Annotated in this window: 14 protein-coding genes and 1 pseudogene; 10 read left to right on the top strand and 5 right to left on the bottom strand. The window is 71.1% G+C overall.

Annotation, left to right across the window (positions count from 1 at the left end):
* Window positions 1-47: 47 nt before the first annotated feature.
* Together BLV76_RS17940 and BLV76_RS17945 are read right to left on the bottom strand one after the other, a co-directional pair.
* Complete coding sequence (locus tag BLV76_RS17940; protein ID WP_090970817.1) at window positions 48-275, bottom strand: DUF5703 family protein; 228 nt, start codon at window positions 273-275, stop codon at window positions 48-50.
* Between the two features lie 56 nt (window positions 276-331).
* The gene (locus tag BLV76_RS17945) at window positions 332-1,279 is read right to left on the bottom strand and encodes an aldo/keto reductase (RefSeq protein WP_090970819.1); all 948 of its coding nucleotides are present in this window, start codon (window positions 1,277-1,279) and stop codon (window positions 332-334) included.
* Between the two features lie 65 nt (window positions 1,280-1,344).
* Between BLV76_RS17945 and BLV76_RS17950 the strand changes: the two genes are divergently transcribed.
* Window positions 1,345-2,169 carry an undecaprenyl-diphosphate phosphatase gene (locus BLV76_RS17950; protein WP_090970821.1) on the top strand — a complete coding sequence of 275 codons (825 nt, stop codon included), beginning with the start codon at window positions 1,345-1,347 and terminating at the stop codon, window positions 2,167-2,169.
* Here the strand turns inward: BLV76_RS17950 and BLV76_RS17955 are convergent.
* Window positions 2,135-3,382, bottom strand: a complete 1,248-nt coding sequence (locus BLV76_RS17955) for an MFS transporter (protein WP_245734739.1) — start codon at window positions 3,380-3,382, stop codon at window positions 2,135-2,137. The two genes, BLV76_RS17950 and BLV76_RS17955, sit on opposite strands and share 35 nt — an antisense overlap.
* Entirely contained in the window at window positions 3,379-4,359 is a 981-nt protein-coding gene (corA, locus tag BLV76_RS17960; RefSeq protein WP_090970823.1) for a magnesium/cobalt transporter CorA, read from the bottom strand. Before corA ends, BLV76_RS17955 begins: the two co-directional genes overlap by 4 nt.
* 32 nt (window positions 4,360-4,391) lie before the next feature.
* On the opposite strand from corA, the gene BLV76_RS17965 reads away from it, so the two are divergent.
* From BLV76_RS17965 to mshC, 4 genes are all read left to right on the top strand, one after another.
* Entirely contained in the window at window positions 4,392-5,111 is a 720-nt protein-coding gene (locus BLV76_RS17965) for a histidine phosphatase family protein (protein ID WP_090970825.1), read from the top strand.
* A 10-nt stretch (window positions 5,112-5,121) separates the two neighbouring features.
* The gene (locus tag BLV76_RS17970) at window positions 5,122-5,706 is read left to right on the top strand and encodes a DUF3090 domain-containing protein (RefSeq protein WP_090970827.1); all 585 of its coding nucleotides are present in this window, start codon (window positions 5,122-5,124) and stop codon (window positions 5,704-5,706) included.
* On the top strand, window positions 5,696-6,490 hold the full coding sequence (locus tag BLV76_RS17975) for an SCO1664 family protein (RefSeq protein WP_245734740.1): 795 nt from the start codon (window positions 5,696-5,698) through the stop codon (window positions 6,488-6,490). The genes BLV76_RS17970 and BLV76_RS17975 overlap by 11 nt, the downstream gene beginning before the upstream one ends.
* Before the next feature lie 87 nt (window positions 6,491-6,577).
* Window positions 6,578-7,816 (top strand): cysteine--1-D-myo-inosityl 2-amino-2-deoxy-alpha-D-glucopyranoside ligase, encoded by a 1,239-nt coding sequence (mshC, locus tag BLV76_RS17980; RefSeq protein ID WP_090970829.1) that lies wholly within the window; start codon window positions 6,578-6,580, stop codon window positions 7,814-7,816.
* A 183-nt stretch (window positions 7,817-7,999) separates the two neighbouring features.
* Here the strand turns inward: mshC and BLV76_RS17985 are convergent, their stop codons facing one another.
* Window positions 8,000-8,845, bottom strand: coding sequence for a PAC2 family protein (locus BLV76_RS17985; RefSeq protein WP_090970833.1), 846 nt, complete (start codon window positions 8,843-8,845; stop codon window positions 8,000-8,002).
* Between the two features lie 250 nt (window positions 8,846-9,095).
* Between BLV76_RS17985 and metH the strand changes: the two are divergent.
* The 5 genes and pseudogenes from metH (at window position 9,096) to BLV76_RS18010 (ending at window position 17,265) form a co-directional block, all read left to right on the top strand.
* A pseudogene (gene metH / locus BLV76_RS17990) lies at window positions 9,096-12,772 on the top strand (methionine synthase).
* 5 nt (window positions 12,773-12,777) lie between these two features.
* Complete coding sequence (locus BLV76_RS17995) at window positions 12,778-13,425, top strand: HAD family hydrolase (RefSeq protein ID WP_245734741.1); 648 nt, start codon at window positions 12,778-12,780, stop codon at window positions 13,423-13,425.
* Between the two features lie 124 nt (window positions 13,426-13,549).
* The gene (locus BLV76_RS18000; RefSeq protein WP_217630385.1) at window positions 13,550-15,181 is read left to right on the top strand and encodes an ABC transporter substrate-binding protein; all 1,632 of its coding nucleotides are present in this window, start codon (window positions 13,550-13,552) and stop codon (window positions 15,179-15,181) included.
* 92 nt (window positions 15,182-15,273) lie between these two features.
* Window positions 15,274-16,284 (top strand): ABC transporter permease, encoded by a 1,011-nt coding sequence (locus BLV76_RS18005; RefSeq protein ID WP_090970838.1) that lies wholly within the window; start codon window positions 15,274-15,276, stop codon window positions 16,282-16,284.
* A gap of 6 nt (window positions 16,285-16,290) precedes the next feature.
* Window positions 16,291-17,265, top strand: coding sequence for an ABC transporter permease (locus BLV76_RS18010; protein WP_090970840.1), 975 nt, complete (start codon window positions 16,291-16,293; stop codon window positions 17,263-17,265).
* Window positions 17,266-17,267 lie beyond the last annotated feature (2 nt).

Consider the following 17,267-nt stretch of genomic DNA (forward strand, 5'->3'; position numbering starts at 1 on the left):
CCGCCATGAGTCTCCGAGAGACTCACGGCCGAGCGGCGGCGGGGACGTCAGCTGGCGAAGAGGGTCAGCCGCTGCCGGATGATCTTGCGCCGCAGCACCACGCGTCGCTTGCCGTCGTTGCCGATGCGGAGCCGGTCGAGCTCCCAGCCGCCGTGCTCCGCGCGCTCGACGAGCATGCGCGTGACCACGTTGCGGGAGAGGTCGCGGTCCAGGACGAGGGTCTCGAACTCCCACTCGATGCCTCGGCCGGGCGGGCGACGCTGGATGCGGGCCATCTGCTCTCCTGACTGCTCGGGGGACAAGTGAGGGCGGAACGGGCGTCGGCGCGGTCCTATTCCGCGGAGACGTCGTCGAGGGCGTCGAGGATCTCGACGGGGAGCGTGAGGTCCTCGACGCCGAGGGCCCCGTCGAGCTGGGCGGCGGTGCGCGCGCCGACGATCGGGGCGGTCACCCCGGGCCGGTCGCGCACCCAGACCAGCGACACCTCGAGCGGCGACCAGCCGAGGCCGTCGGCGGCGCGGGCGACGGCCTCCACGATGCCGCGGCCCCGGTCGTCGAGGTAGACGCCGACGAAGCGCCCGAAGTGCTCGGTCGCGGCGCGCGAGTCGGACGGCGTGCCGGTGCGGTACTTGCCGGTGAGGACGCCGCGACCCAGGGGCGACCACGGCAGCACGCCGAGGCCGAGCGCCTGCGCGGCCGGGACGACCTCGTGCTCGACGTTGCGGTTGAGCAGCGAGTACTCGACCTGCGTCGAGGCGAGCGGCACCCGGCCCGGGACGGCGCGCTGCCAGGTGGCGGCCTGCGCGGTCTGCCACCCGGTGTAGTTGGAGACTCCGACGTAGGACGCCCGGCCGGACGACACGGCGAGGTCGAGCGCGTGGAGCGTCTCCTCGACCGGCGTCTCGTCGGTCCAGACGTGCACCTGCCACAGGTCGACGTGGTCCACGCCGAGCCGCTTCAAGGACGCGTCGAGGGTGGCGAGCAGGTTGCCGCGCGAGGTGTTGGTGACCCGCTCGCCGGTGCGACGCGAGATGCCGGCCTTGGTGGCGAGGACCACCTCGTCGCGGCTGACGACGTCGCCGAGGAGCGAACCGATCAGCTCCTCGCTCGCCCCGTCGCCGTAGCCGGCCGCGGTGTCGAGGAGCGTGCCGCCGGCCTCGGTGAACGCGACGAGCTGGTCGCGCGCCTCGTGCTCGTCGGTGTCGCGGCCCCAGGTCATCGTGCCGAGTCCGAGCCGGGAGACCTTGAGCCCGGTGGCGCCGAGGGAACGCTGCTGCATGCAGGCGAGACTAGCCACGCGCCCGTCAGGTTCGTTGCAGGGACGCGCCATTAGGCTCACGCCTCGTGACCGATCTCCTCAAGGCCGTGGTCCTGGGCATCATCCAGGGCCTGACCGAGTTCCTCCCGATCTCGAGCAGCGCCCACCTGCGGATCTTCCCCGAGCTCTTCGGCTGGGGCGACCCGGGAGCCGCGTTCACCGCGGTCATCCAGATCGGCACCGAGCTGGCGGTCCTCATCTACTTCCGCAAGGACATCTGGCGCATCGGCAACGCCTGGGTGCGCTCGCTCTTCCGGGCCGAGCACCGCGGCACGCTGGACGCCCGGATGGGCTGGTACGTCATCATCGGCTCGCTGCCGATCGTGGTGCTGGGCGTCCTGCTCAAGGACGTCATCGAGCGCGACTTCCGCAACCTCTGGATCGTCGGTTGCACGCTGATCGTGCTCGGCATCGTGCTCGGCATCGCCGACCGCGTGGGCCGCACGGACCGGACGATCAAGAAGATCACCCTCAAGGACGCGGTGCTGATGGGCGTCGCCCAGGCGATGGCGCTCATCCCGGGCGTCTCGCGCTCCGGTGCGACGATCTCGATGGGACGCCTCCTCGGCTTCGATCGCGAGGCGGCGACCCGGTTCGCCTTCCTGCTGGCGATCCCCGCCGTCGTCGGGGCCGGGATCTTCGAGCTCAAGGACATCCCGAACGGCCACAACGACTTCGGCTGGGGCCCGACGATCGTCGGCACGGTGGTCTCGTTCGTGGTGGGGTACGCCGCCATCGCCTGGTTGCTGCGCTACGTCAGCACGCGCTCGTACACGCCGTTCGTGGTCTACCGGATCCTGCTGGGCGCAGGCGTCCTCATCCTGCTCGGCGTCGGCGTGCTGAACCCCTGAAGGTCGCCAGCAGCAGCACCAGCGCGACGACCTGCGTGAGCGCGACCACGACCACGAGCGCCACCAGCGACCGCTCGTAGAGCCAGCCGGCCGCCACGCCTCCGACGATCGCGAGCGCGCCCTGGATGCCGGCGAAGACGCCGTAGGCCGTCGCCCGCCGCGGCGCCTCGACGAGGTCGGCCACGACGGCCTTGATCGTGGAGTCCTGCACGCCCTGCGCGAAGCCCCACGCCACGACGCCGGCGAGGACCGACCACAGGGCTGAGCCCAGTGCGAGCGCCGGCACCAGCGCCACGAGGACCGGCACGACCAGCAACACGCGGGTCCCGGTGCGGTCGTAGACGGTGCCGACGACCAGCGCTGCCACCGCCTCGACGGCCATCGCGGCGGCGTAGACGACCGGGACCGCCGCGACGGGCACCAGCCCGTCGACGGTCAGGTGGTAGCCGATGATCCCGAACGTCACCAGCCCGCCCGTGGTGAGCGATGCCGCGACGGCGTAGCGGAAGAACTCGCCGGACAGCCCGGCCCCGACCGCCTCGGCCCACCAGCCACGGCGCTCCTCGTCGGGCGCCGGGCTGGTCGCCGGCGCGGGCGGGTCGTCGTACACCCCCGGGTCGGGGACGCGGGCGCGCAGCGTGAACAGCAGCACCATCGCGACGACGCCGGGCACCGCGAGCACCGCCATGCCGGCCCAGAGGGACGAAGCGGCGACGACGGCCGCGACCAGGAGCGGCCCGGCGAAGGCTCCCACCTGGTCGAGCGCCTTGTGGACGCCGAAGCCGCGACCACGACCGACCGCCGTCGCGACGTGGGCGAGGAGGGCGGACTTCGACGGCGACCGGATGGCCTTGCCGAGCCTCTCGAGCAGGATCATCGTCGCGGCGAAGGCGAGCCCCGCAGCACCCAGGCGAGGCGCCAGCCAGAGCAGCGGCACGCAGACGGCGGTGAGTCCGTATCCGAGGATGGTGAGCGACCAGTAGCGGCCGGTCCGGTCGGCGATCGGGCCGAACGCCAGCCGGAGCACGAGCGCGACCGCCTCGCCGGCACCGGTGACCAGGCCGACGACCACCGCCGACGCACCGAGGGCGGCGAGCACCGGGCCGTAGACCGAGCGCGCGCCCTCGTAGACCATGTCGGCGGCCAGGCTGACGAAGCCGAACCACCAGACCACCCGCCACGCAGACGGAGCGACCCGGGACTCCTGCGTCACAACCAGCCGGACTTCTTGAACCAGACGAAGAGCGCGGTGACCATGCCGCCCATCAGCAGCAGCGAGAACGGGTAGCCGAGGCGCCAGTGGAGCTCGGGCATGTAGTCGAAGTTCATGCCGTAGATCCCGGCCACGAGCGTGGGTACGACGACCAGCGCCGCGCCGGCCGAGATCTTGCGCATGTCCTCGTTCTGCTGCACCGAGATCCGGGCGAGGTGCGCGTCGAAGGCCGTCGACAGCAGGTTGTCGAGGTTGTCGATGACCTCGGCGACGCGCTGGAGGTGGTCGGCGACGTCGCGGAAGTAGGTCGCGGTCTCGCTGGAGATGCTCGGGTGCACGCCCATCGCGAACTTGCGCATCGGCTCGCGCAGCGGCAGCACCGCGCGTCGTACCTCCGCGATCTCGCGCTTGAGGACGTAGATGCGGGTGGAGTCGTCGGTGCGGGCGGGGGAGAAGACCGACTCCTCGACCTCGTCGACGTCCTCCTCGAGCGCGGCGCCGACCTTCTCGTACTCGTCGACGACGCGGTCGCAGATCGCATAGAGCACCGCCATCGGCCCGTGCTCCAGCACCTGGGCGCGCTCCTCGAGGTCCTTGCGTGCCGTGGACAGGTCGATGCCCTTGCCGTGCCGGACGGTGACCACGAAGTCGCGGCCGACGAACATGTTGATCTCGCCGGTCTCCACGGCGTCGTGCTCGTCGACGTACCAGAGCGTCTTCAGGACCAGGAACAACGTGTCGTCGTAGCGCTCGAGCTTGGGGCGCTGGTGCTTGTCCCCGGCGTCCTCGACAGCGAGCGGGTGCAGGTCGAAGGTCCGCGCGATGAGGTCGAGCTCGTCGGGCGTCGGGTCGTGGATGCCGATCCACTGGAAGTCGCCCGGGTCGCACGGGACCCGCGCCGAGCCGAGGCTCTGGTCGTCGCCGTCACCGAGGGCGACACGCCTGCCGTCGTGGTAGAGCGCGTTGTCGACGATCACGGGCTCAGGCTAGTCCCACTAGCCTGCCCCGTATGGCAACCCTGATCCTCGTGCGACACGGCCGCTCGTCCGCCAACACGGCCGGTGTCCTCGCGGGCCGCACGCCGGGCGTGCACCTCGACGAGACCGGCGTGAAGCAGGCGGTCGCGGTCGGCGATCGGCTCGCGGGCGTACGCCTCGCGGCGGCCGTCACCAGTCCGCTGGAGCGCTGCCGGGAGACCGCGAAGGAGATCACCTCGCGCCAGCCCGGGATGCTGCGCGCGAGCGTCGAGAAGCAGCTGTCCGAGTGCGACTACGGCGAGTGGCAGGGCCGGCCGATCAAGGAGCTCGCCAAGGAGAAGCTCTGGAAGACCGTCCAGACCCAGCCGTCGGCGGCGACCTTCCCGGGGGGCGAGTCGATGCGGGCCATGCAGGACCGGGCGGTGGCCGCCGTACGCCGCCACGACGCGCGGGTGGCCTCCGAGCACGGGGACGACGCCGTGTGGCTCGCAGTCAGCCACGGCGACCTGATCAAGTCGATCCTCGCGGACGCCCTCGGCACGCACCTCGACCTCTTCCAGCGCATCCACGTCGACCCGGCGTCGGTCTCGATCATCCGCTACACCGAGTCACGCCCCTTCGTGGTCGGCACCAACACCCATGCGGGCGACCTCACCTGGCTGACCCCACCGAAGAAGAAGTCCCGGTCGAGGCGTGCCTCCACCGACGCTGCGGTCGGTGGCGGCGCCGGGCCGCAGACGGCCACGTCCTAGGCTGAACGACATGCCAGTCGTGCACCGTTTCGACCCACCCGAGCGCTTCGTCGCGGGCACCGTCGGCGAACCCGGCCAGCGCACGTTCTTCCTGCAGGCCCGCGAGGGCGCGCGGATCGTGAGCGTCTCCCTGGAGAAGCAGCAGGTCGAGGCGCTCGCCGAGCGGATCGACGAGCTGCTCGACGAGATCATGCGCGCGGCCGGCGACGACCTGCTGATCCCGGCGATCGCGCCGCGCGACCTCGTCGACAGCCAGCCGCTGGAGCAGCCGATCGAGGAGGAGTTCCGCGCCGGCACCATGACCTTGTCGTGGGACGGCCCGGACGAGCGGGTCGTGATCGAGGTCTTCCCGTTCACCGAGGCCGCGGTCGTCTCGCCCGAGCAGCTCCAGGAGGACCTCGAGGACCTGCTCGAGCCGGACCCGGAGGAGATCTTCCTCGTGCGGATCACCGCCGCCGCGGCGCGCTCGTTCGTCGAGCGGTCGCGCTCGGTGATCGGGGCCGGGCGGCCCGACTGCCCGTTCTGCGGCGAGCCGATCGACCCCGCCGGCCACCTCTGCGTCCGGGCCAACGGCTTCCGGCGTCGTGATCCCTGACCCCACCCTGTCCGGCGAGCTGCCGGACGGCTTCCCGACCGGCGAGCTCGAGCTGCACGGGCGCGTCCTGCCCGCGTCCAACGCCACCTTCGTCGGAGAGCTCGGGGGAGTGCGGGTCGTCTACAAGCCGATCGCGGGCGAGAAGCCCCTGTGGGACTTCCCCGACGGGACGCTCGCGGCGCGCGAGGTGTCGGCGTACGCCGTCTCGCAGGCGCTGGGCTGGGACGTCGTCCCGCCGACGGTGCTGGGCGACGGGCCGCACGGCCCGGGGATGGTGCAGCTGTGGCGCGACGAGGTCGACGACAAGTCGCCCGTGGACATCGTCGAGGAGGGCCGGGTGCCGAGCGGCTTCCGGCACGTCTTCGACGGCCTGGACGCCCACGACCAGCCGGTGTCGCTCGTGCACGAGGACTCCGAGCCCATGCGCCGGATGGCGCTCTTCGACGCCGTCGTCAACAACGCCGACCGCAAGGGCGGGCACGTCCTGCCGATGGCCGACGGCCACCGGCACGGTGTCGACCACGGCCTGACCTTCAACGTCGAGCACAAGCTCCGCACGGTCCTCTGGGGCTTCGTGGGCGAGCCGATCTCCGAGGCGGAGACCGAGGGACTCCGCCGGCTCTCGTCGGCGCTCGCCGGCGACCTCGGCGCGAGGCTGGCGGCCGCGCTCACGCAGGAGGAGGTCGAGGTGACGGTGAAGCGCCTGTCCCGGCTCCTGTCACGCGGCACCTTCCCGGCCCCTGCGTCGTCGCGGTATCCCGTCATCCCCTGGCCGCCCTTCTGAGACCGGCAGTCGCCGCCGAGGAACGAGTCGACCGCGCGGACCGGCCGTGGCGTCGGGCCTTGGAGCCCGGCCGATAGGCTGCGCCACATGCGAGCCTGGTCCGCCCCCGACGTCCCCCAGCTGCCCGTCACCGGGCCCGCCGTACGTCTCCACGACACCGCGACCGGGTCGGTCGTCGAGACCTCGCCGGAGGGGCCGGCCCGGATGTACGTCTGCGGGATCACGCCCTACGACGCGACCCACATGGGCCACGCCGCGACCTACGTCGGCTTCGACCTGCTGCACCGCGCGTGGCTCAACGCGGGCCACGAGGTGACCTACGTCCAGAACGTGACCGACGTCGACGACCCCCTGCTCGAGCGCGCGGCGAAGGTCAAGGTCGACTGGGTGGAGCTGGCCGAGCGCGAGACCCAGCTCTTCCGCGAGGACATGGAGGCGCTCCGCGTCCTGCCGCCGGCGCACTACATCGGCGCCGTGGAGTCGATCCCGCAGGTGATCGCCCTGATCCAGCGCCTCGACGAGGCCGGTGCGGTCTACCGGGTCGACGACGACCTCTACTTCTCCGTCACCGCCGACGAGCGCTTCGGCTCGGAGTCGGGGCTCAGCCGCGAGGCGATGCTCGAGATCTTCCCCGACCGCGGTGGCGACCCCGACCGCGAGGGCAAGCGCGACCCGCTCGACTGCCTGCTCTGGCGGGCCGAGCGCCCCGGCGAGCCGGCCTGGGACAGCCCCTTCGGTCCCGGTCGGCCCGGCTGGCACATCGAGTGCACGGCGATCGCCCTCGACCACCTCGGCACGTCGTTCGACGTCCAGGGCGGCGGCAGCGACCTGGTCTTCCCGCACCACGAGATGTCGGCCGGCCACGGCCAGGTCGCCCACCCCGGCGAGACGTTCGCGCGCACCTACGCGCACGCCGGGATGGTGGCCTACGACGGCGCGAAGATGTCGAAGTCGCGCGGCAACCTCGTCTTCGTCTCGGCCCTGCGCCTGAGCGAGGTCGACCCGATGGCGATCCGCCTCGTGCTCCTGCGCCACCACTACCGCAGCGACTGGGAGTGGACCGACGACCAGCTCTGGGACGCCGTCGACACGCTCGCCACCTGGCGCCGCGCCCTCGCACTCGGCGCGGGCGCCGAGGCCGAGCCGGTCGTGACGGCCGTGCTCGACGCCCTCGCCGACGACCTGGACGCCCCGACCGCGGTGGCTGCGGTCCAGGCGTGGGTCGAGGCCACCCTCGGCACGACCGGGCTCGCCGACACCTCGGACCCCGAGGCGGCCGCCACCGTCCACCGCCTGCTCGACGCCGCGCTCGGCCTGTCGCTCTGACGGCGTACGCACGCCGTCGAGCGGTGAGTGAGCCACGTCCGGAGGCCTCGGGACGTGGCTGGGACACCGCGGAGGGGCGTGTCGTCGTGAGACACACCCGCGGGCGGTGCGTGGACCACGTTCCGGGCAGCGGCGATGTGGCTCACTCACCGCTCGGGCGAGCGCGACGAGCGCGACGAGCGGTCAGTCGGTGTCGCGGCGCTTGAGGTAGCGCTCGAACTCGCGCGCGATCGCCTCGCCGGAGGCCTCGGGGAGGTCGGCGGTGTCGCGGGTCTCCTCGAGCGCCCGGACGTAGTCGGCGACGTCCTCGTCCTCCGCGGCGAGCTCGTCGACGCCGCGCTCCCACGCCTTGGCGTCCTCGACGAGGTCGCCGAGCGGCATCGGGGTCTCGAGCAGCTCCTCGAGCTGGCCGAGCAGGGCGAGGGTGGCCTTGGGGCACGGCGGCTGGGCGACGTAGTGGGGGACCGCGGCCCAGTAGGACACCGACGGGATGTCGAGCTGCGCGCAGGCGTCGCCGAAGACGCCGACGATCCCGGTCGGCCCCTCGTAGGTGGACTGCTCGAGGTCGAGTCGGTCGACCAGCTCGGGCTCGGACGCGGTGCCGGTGACCGGGATCGGCCGGGTGTGGGGGCTGTCGGCGAGCAGCGCGCCCAGCGTGACGACGAGCTCCGCGCCGAGGTCGTCGCAGGCGGCGAGCAGCTCGGCGCAGAACTGGCGCCACTTCATGTTCGGCTCGATGCCCCGCACGAGGATGACGTCGCGGTCGAGCCCGACCGGGCGCGCGACCGCGATCCGGGTGGTCGGCCAGGTGAGCCGGCGATGGCCGTTGACGTCGGTGGCGATGACGGGCCGGTTGACCTGGAAGTCGTAGAACTCCTCGGGGTCGACCGCGCCGATGATCTCGGCGTTCCACTGCTCGATGAGGTGGTCGACCAGGCCCGAGGCCGCGTCGGCTGCGTCGTTCCAGCCCTCGAAGGCTGCGATCACCACGGGGGAGACGAGGTCCTGCACGTCGTCGAACTCGATCACCCGCCCAGCCTAGGACGTGCCTCCAGCGAGGCCGGCTGTTTGGGCCGTCGTGACCCGGTCGTGATGATTTCGTGCCGGTGTCGGTGGGTGCCACCATGTGGGAACCAGGTCCGCGTGCCGGACACATGTTCCTAGGCTTGGTGCGTACGCCGCGTGCGCCGCGCTCGGCATCGAGGAAGGTCACATCGTGAACCCGCAGCACCGCCCGGACGCCACCGACGCACTGACGTCGATCCTGAGCGAGCGGATCATGGTGCTGGACGGCGCGATGGGCACGGCGATCCAGCGCGACCGCCCGGACGAGGCGGGCTACCGCGGCGAGCGCTTCGCCGACCACCCGAGCGACCTGGTCGGCAACAACGACCTGCTGACGATCACGCAGCCGCAGATCATCCGGACCATCCACGAGGAGTACCTCCGCGCGGGCGCCGACGTGATCGAGACCAACACCTTCAACGCCAACGCGGTCTCCCTCGCCGACTACGGGCTCGAGGAGCTGGCCTACGAGCTCAACTACGAGGCGGCCCGGCTCGCCCGCGCGGCCGCCGACGCCGTCGCCACCGACGACCGGCCCCGCTGGGTCGCGGGCGCGCTCGGCCCGACCACGCGCACCGCGTCGATCTCGCCCGACGTCAACGACCCCGGCGCGCGCAACGTCTCCTTCGACCAGCTCGCCGAGGCCTACCTCGTCGCAGCCCGCGGCCTCGTCGACGGCGGCGCCGACCTGCTGATGGTCGAGACGATCTTCGACACCCTCAACGCCAAGGCCGCGATCTTCGCGGTCGAGACGCTGTTCGAGGAGCAGGAGCGCCGCTGGCCGGTGATCATCTCCGGCACGATCACCGACGCCTCCGGTCGCACGCTGTCGGGCCAGGTCACCGAGGCGTTCTGGGACTCCGTGCGCCACGCGCGTCCGCTGGCGGTCGGCCTCAACTGCGCGCTGGGTGCCCGCGACATGCGCCCCTACGTCGCCGAGCTGTCCCGCCTCGCCGACTCGTTCGTCAGCGTCTACCCCAACGCCGGACTGCCCAACGCCTTCGGTGAGTACGACGAGACCCCCGACCAGACGGCCGCGGTCCTCGCCGAGTTCGCGGAGGCCGGCTTCCTCAACTTCGTCGGCGGCTGCTGCGGCACCACGCCCGACCACATCGAGGCGATCGCCCAGGCCGTGGAGGGCAAGACCCGCCGCGAGCCCGTCCCGCACCAGCCGGTCATGCGTCTCTCCGGCCTCGAGCCGCTGACGATCACCGAGGAGAGCCTCTTCGTCAACGTCGGCGAGCGCACCAACATCACCGGTTCGGCCCGCTTCCGCAAGCTGATCAAGGACGGCGACTACGACGCCGCCCTGGCGGTGGCCGCGCAGCAGGTCGAGGCCGGGGCGCAGGTCATCGACGTCAACATGGACGAGGGCATGATCGACGGCGTCGCCGCGATGGACCGCTTCCTCAAGCTGATCGCGGCCGAGCCCGACATCAGCCGTGTCCCGGTGATGGTCGACTCCTCCAAGTGGGAGGTCATCGAGGCCGGCCTCAAGTGCGTGCAGGGCAAGGCGATCGTCAACTCCATCTCCATGAAGGAGGGGAGGAGCCGTTCCGCGAGCACGCGCGCCTGTGCCGCAAGTACGGCGCCGCGGTGGTGGTGATGGCGTTCGACGAGGACGGCCAGGCCGACAACCTCGAGCGCCGCAAGGCGATCTGCGAGCGCGCCTACCGCATCCTCGTCGACGAGGTCGGCTTCCCGCCCGAGGACATCATCTTCGACCCCAACGTCTTCGCGGTCGCGACGGGCATCGAGGAGCACGCCACCTACGGCCAGGACTTCATCGAGGCCACCCGCTGGATCAAGGAGAACCTCCCCGGCGCGAAGGTCAGCGGCGGCATCTCCAACGTCTCCTTCTCCTTCCGTGGCAACAACCCGGTCCGGGAGGCGATCCACGCGGTCTTCCTCTTCCACGCCATCCAGGCCGGCCTCACGATGGGGATCGTCAACGCCGGGGCGCTCGTCGTCTACGACGAGGTCGATCCCGAGCTGCGCGAACGCATCGAGGACGTCGTGCTCAACCGCCGACCCGACGCGGCCGAGCGGCTGCTGGAGATCGCGGAGGCGCACAACTCCTCGGCCGAGGCCGAGGAGGTCGCCGAGGACGAGTGGCGCTCGCTGCCGATCGGGGAGCGGATCACCCATGCGCTGGTGAAGGGCATCGACGCGCACGTCGAGTCCGACACCGAGATCCTGCGCCAGGAGATCGCCGCACGTGGCGGCCGCCCGATCGAGGTCATCGAGGGCCCGCTGATGGACGGCATGAACGTCGTCGGCGACCTGTTCGGTGCCGGCAAGATGTTCCTGCCGCAGGTGGTCAAGAGTGCACGCGTGATGAAGAAGGCCGTGGCCTACCTCATCCCGTTCATCGAGCAGGAGAAGCTCGACAACCCCGAGCTGGCGACCGCCAAGGACACCAACGGCACGATCGTCATGGCGACGGTCAAGGGAGACGTCCACGACATCGGCAAGAACATCGTCGGCGTGGTGCTGCAGTGCAACAACTACGAGGTGATCGACCTCGGCGTGATGGTGCCGGCGCAGAAGATCCTCGACACCGCCACCGAGGTCGGCGCCGACATCATCGGCCTGTCCGGGCTGATCACCCCCTCGCTCGACGAGATGGTCAACTTCGCCACGGAGATGCAGCGACAGGGCCTGGAGATCCCGCTGCTCATCGGCGGGGCGACCACGTCGCGCGCCCACACCGCGGTGAAGGTCGACCCGAAGTACGACGGCCCGGTCGTCTGGGTGAAGGACGCCTCGCGCTCGGTGCCCACGGCCGCGGCGCTGCTGCACGAGACCGGTCGGACGAAGCTGATGGCCGACGTGCAGGCCGACTTCGACTCCCTCCGCACCCGCCACGCGGCCAAGCACGACCGGCCGATGACCACGCTCGAGCAGGCGCGCGCCAACGCGGCCTCGATCGACTGGACCGGCTACCAGCCGCCCGCGCCGCGGATGCTCGCCGACGGTGGCGAGCGCGTGCGGGTCCTGCGCGACTTCGACCTCGCCGAGCTGCGCCCCTACATCGACTGGCAGCCGTTCTTCAACGCCTGGGAGATGAAGGGCTCGTTCCCCGACATCCTCAACAACCCGACCTCCGGGCCTGCCGCCCGCAAGCTCTACGACGACGCGCAGGCGATGCTCGACAAGGTGATCGAGGAGAAGTGGATCCGTGCCCACGGTGTCGTCGGGTTCTTCCCGGCCGCGTCCGTCGGTGACGACGTCGAGCTCTACCTCGGCGACGACCGGAGCGAGGTGCACGCCACGCTGCACCACCTGCGCCAGCAGGGCCAGCACCGCGACGGCGTACCCAACCGGTCCCTGGCCGACTTCGTCGCGCCCCGGGAGAGCGGCCTGCGCGACCACGTGGGCGGCTTCGCCGTCACGGCCGGCGACGGTGTCACCGAGCGGGTGACCGCGTTCCGCGCCGAGCTCGACGACTACAACGCGATCCTGCTCGAGTCCCTGGCCGACCGGCTCGCCGAGGCCTTCGCCGAGCGCCTGCACGAGGTGGTCCGCAAGGACCTGTGGGGCTACGCACCCGACGAGGACCTCGACAACGTCGGTCTCATCAAGGAGCAGTACGACGGCATCCGTCCGGCCCCCGGCTACCCGGCGTGCCCGGAGCACACCGAGAAGCAGACCCTGTGGGAGCTCCTGGACGTGAAGCAGCACACCGGGATCGAGCTCACCGAGTCGATGGCGATGTGGCCGGGCGCCTCGGTGAGCGGCTTCTACTACTCCCACCCGCAGTCGCAGTACTTCGTCGTCGGTCGCCTGGCCCGCGACCAGGTCGCCGACTACGCCGAGCGCAAGGGCTGGACCCTCGCCGAGGCGGAGCGGTGGCTCTCGCCCAACCTCGGCTACGACCCGGAGGACTGACAGACGTGAAGGCCGTGCTCTGGGACATGGACGGCACGCTCGTCGACACCGAGCCGTACTGGATCGACACCGAGTACGCGATGGCCGAGAAGTACGGCGGCACCTGGTCGCACGAGCACGCGATGAACCTCGTGGGCAACGCGCTGCTCGACTCCGGTGACTACATCCGGGTGCACATGGGCATCGACCGCACCCCGCAGCAGATCGTCGACGAGCTGCTCGACGGTGTCGTCACGCGAGTGCAGGACGACGTGCCGTGGCGCCCGGGCGCGCTCGAGCTGCTGACCGACCTCCACGCCGACGGCGTCCCGTGCGCGCTCGTGACCATGTCGTGGCAGCGCTTCGTGACGCCGATCCTCGCCCACCTGCCGGAGGGCACGTTCGCCACCGTCGTCACCGGCGACCGCGTCGAGCTCGGCAAGCCGCACCCCGAGCCGTACCTCACCGCCGCCGCCGAGCTCGGCCTCGACCCGGCCGACTGCGTGGCGATCGAGGACTCCAACGTCGGCGCGAAGTCGGCGGCGGCAGCCGGGTGCACGGTGCTCTGCGTGCCGAACCACGTGCCGATCCTGGAGGGTGAGCGGCGCGTGTTCGCCGAGACGCTGGCCGGGCTGGACACGGCTGGGCTGAGGAGCCTCACCGAAGGCGTGTGATCCGTCACACACCCGGCGGGGTCTAGGGTGGTCCGCCAACGCCCACCGGGCGCATCACGGACCCCCTCGGAAAGGCCCCTCGATGACACCAAGACGCAGCGTCGCAGCACTCACGGCAACCCTCATGGCGGCCGCAGCCCTCGCCGGTTGCGCCGAGAGCCAGCGGGACGACGAGGGCGGGGGAGGTGGCGGCGACGACGGCACGTTCGTCTTCGGCGCGGCCGGCGCCCCCGAGATGTTCGACCCGTTCTACGCCACCGACGGCGAGACCTTCCGGGTCACCCGCCAGATCTTCGAGGGCCTCGTCGGCATCGAGCCCGGCACCGCCGAGATCGTGCCCGAGCTGGCGACCGAGTGGACGCCGAACGACGACGGCACCGAGTGGACCTTCACGCTGCGCGACGACGTGAAGTTCCAGGACGGCACGGACTTCGACGCGGACGCGGTGTGCGCGAACTTCGAGCGGATGTTCGACCAGAACGAGGCCGGCCAGACCGCCGGTGAGTACTGGGGCTACGTGATGGGCTCGTTCAAGAACGACGCCGCCAACTCGCTCTACCAGGGCTGCGAGGCCACCGGCGACTACGAGGCCACGATCTCGATCAGCGGCCCGACCTCCGGGTTCCCGACGATGCTCTCGCTCGCGTCGCTGTCGATGCAGTCGCCCACCGCGATGGAGGAGGGCGACGCCAACGGCATCGCCGCCGAGGGCGAGGGCTTCGCCTTCCCCGACTACGCCAGCAACCCCGTCGGCACCGGCCCGTTCACCTTCGGTGACTACGACGAGGCCAACGGTGTGATCACCCTCGATCGCAACGACGACTACTACGGCGAGAAGGCCGGCGTCAGCGAGCTCGTGTTCCGGGTGATCCCCGACGAGAGCACCCGGCGCCAGGAGCTCGAGGCCGGCAGCATCAACGGCTACGACCTGCCCAACCCGGTGGACTGGCAGGGCCTCGAGGACGACGGCAACAGCGTCGAGATCCGCGACGCGTTCAACATCCTCTACCTCGGCTTCAACCTCGACGGCACCAACGAGCAGCTCAAGGACCCGAAGGTCCGGCAGGCGCTCTACCACGCGCTCAACCGCGACCAGCTCGTCCAGACCCAGCTGCCCGAGGGCGCGACGGTCGCGACGCAGTTCATGCCCGACACCGTCAGCGGCTACAACACCAGCCTGGAGCCGTACTCCTACGACCCCGACGAGGCCAAGCGCCTGCTCGCCGAGGCCGGCGCCGAGGGCATGGAGCTCACCTTCGCCTACCCGACCGAGGTGAGCCGGCCCTACATGCCGGACCCGGAGAAGATCTTCGAGGCCCTGCGCACCGACCTCGAGGCCGTCGGCGTCAAGGTCAACGTGAAGACCGCGTCGTGGAACGGTGGCTACCTCGACAACGTGACGGCCGGCCGCTACGACGCCTACATCCTCGGGTGGACCGGTGACTACGACTCGCCCTACAACTTCATCGGGACGTTCTTCGGCAACCTGAAGGAGAACGACTTCGGCACCAAGGGCATGCCGTGGGGCAAGCAGCTGGCCGACGACCTGAAGACGGCCGACGCGGTCGTCGACGAGGACGAGCGCGCGGCTGCGTTCGAGGAGATCAACCAGCAGATCATGGAGGACTACCTCCCCGGCCTGCCGATCAGCCACTCGCCGCCGGCCCTCGTCGTCGGCCCCGGCGTCGACGGGGTCGTGCCGAGCCCGCTGACCGCCGAGGAGTTCGACTCGGTCACCGTCGAGGGCGGCCAGTAGCCCACACCCGCTGCCCGATCGATGTCTGCGACGTCCGGGGGCCGGCCGACCGCCGGCCCCCGGACCCGCGCAAGCGCGTGTGAGGAGAACCCGTGATCCGCTTCGTCGTACGGCGACTGCTGCAGATGGCCGTGGTCGTCCTCGTCCTGTCGATGCTCGTCTTCGCCTGGCTGCGCTCGCTGCCCGGCGGCCCGGTGTCGGCGATGCTGGGGGAGCGCCAGACCCCCGAGCGCCGTGCCGCGCTGGAGGCCGCGCTCGGCCTCGACCAGCCGATCTACGTGCAGTACCTCCGCTTCCTCGAGCGGGCCGTGCAGGGCAACTTCGGCGTCTCCACCCAGGTGCTCCCCGGCGAGGACGCCTTCCAGGTCTTCCTCGACCGGCTGCCTGCCACGATCGAGCTGTCGTTCTTCGCGATGGTGCTGGCCATCGCGCTCGGCATCCCGCTGGGGTACGTCGCCGCCCGCCGGCACGGGTCGGTCACGGACACCGGTGCCGTGATCTTCTCGCTCGTCGGGGTCGCGGTGCCCGTCTTCTTCACCGCGTTCCTGCTCAAGTACTTCTTCGCCGTCGAGTGGAACCTGCTCCCGGTCTCCGGGCGGCAGAGCACCGGCCTCGACGCCACCCGCGTCACCGGGATGTTCGTCCTGGACGGGATCCTCACCCGTGAGTGGGACGCCGCCTGGGACGCGCTCACGCACCTGATCCTCCCCGCGCTCGCGCTGGCGACGATCCCGTTCGCCGTGATCTTCCGGATCACCCGGGCCTCGGTCCTCGACGTGCTCGACGAGGACTACGTGCGGACCGCGGAGGCCAAGGGCCTCACCGCCGGGGTCATCCGTGCCCGCCACGTCCTGCGCAACGCCATGCTGCCGGTCGTGACCACCATCGGGCTCCAGATCGGCGGCCTGCTGGCCGGGGCGATCCTCACCGAGAAGGTGTTCTCGTTCCGCGGCGTCGGCGACGCCCTCGCGACCGCCTTCGAGCGCAAGGACTACCCGGTGCTCCAGGTGCTGATCCTCGCCGCGGCGGTCATCTACGTCGTGGTCAACCTGCTGGTCGACATCGCCTACGCGATCATCGATCCCCGGATCAGGACGAGGTGAGGTGCGATGACCGAGCCCACCACTGAGAAGCCGGACCGCCCCGGCTACGGCCGGATGCGCCGGGACCGGATCGACGCCCTCGCCACGGCCGGCGTGGTCGCCGACGAGCCCGGCGTCTCGCTGATCCGCAGCGCCTGGAAGCGACTGCGCCGCAACCCGGTCTTCCTGATCGGGGCGGCCATCACGATCGCCTTCGTCGTGCTCGCGGTCATCTCACCGTGGATCGCGCCGTGGGACGTCACCGCGCGACCGCTGATCGACGAGGTGCGCCCGCAGACCAACCCGGTGCCGGGCCCGGAGGCCGGCCACCTGCTCGGCGGCGACGACCGCGGGCGCGACCTGTTCTCCCGGCTCCTGGTCGGCAGCCGCCAGACGCTGGTCGTCGGTGTCTTCGCCACGCTGTTCGGGCTGCTCGGCGGCCTCACGCTCGGCACGATCGCCGGAGCGGTCGGTGGCTGGGTCGACTCCCTCGTGATGCGCATCGTCGACGTGATGCTCTCCATCCCGTCGCTCCTGCTGGCCTTCACGATCGCCTCCCTCGCGCGGCAGCCCAGCCAGTGGACGCTCATCGTCGCGATCGCGGTCATCCAGGTGCCGGTCTTCGCCCGCCTGCTCCGGGGGTCGATGCTCGCCCAGCGCTCGAGCGACCACGTGCTCGCGGCGCGGTCGCTCGGCGTCCGGCCACGGGCGATCGTGTTCCGCCACATGCTGCCCAACTCGCTGGGCCCGGTGATCGTGCAGGCGACCCTCTCGCTCGCGGTGGCGATCATCGACGCGGCCGCCCTGTCGTTCCTGGGGCTCGGCAACCCCGACCAGAGGCAACCCGAGTGGGGGCAGATGCTCGGCCTGGCCCAGAAGTACATCTCCGAGGCGCCGCACCTCGCGTTCTACCCGGCCGGCTGCATCATCGTCGTCGCCCTCGGTTTCACGCTGATGGGCGAGTCGCTGCGCGAGGCCCTCGACCCGAAGTCCCGGAGGTGACC

This window comes from Nocardioides exalbidus (genome assembly GCF_900105585.1).
Lineage (GTDB): Bacteria > Actinomycetota > Actinomycetes > Propionibacteriales > Nocardioidaceae > Nocardioides > Nocardioides exalbidus.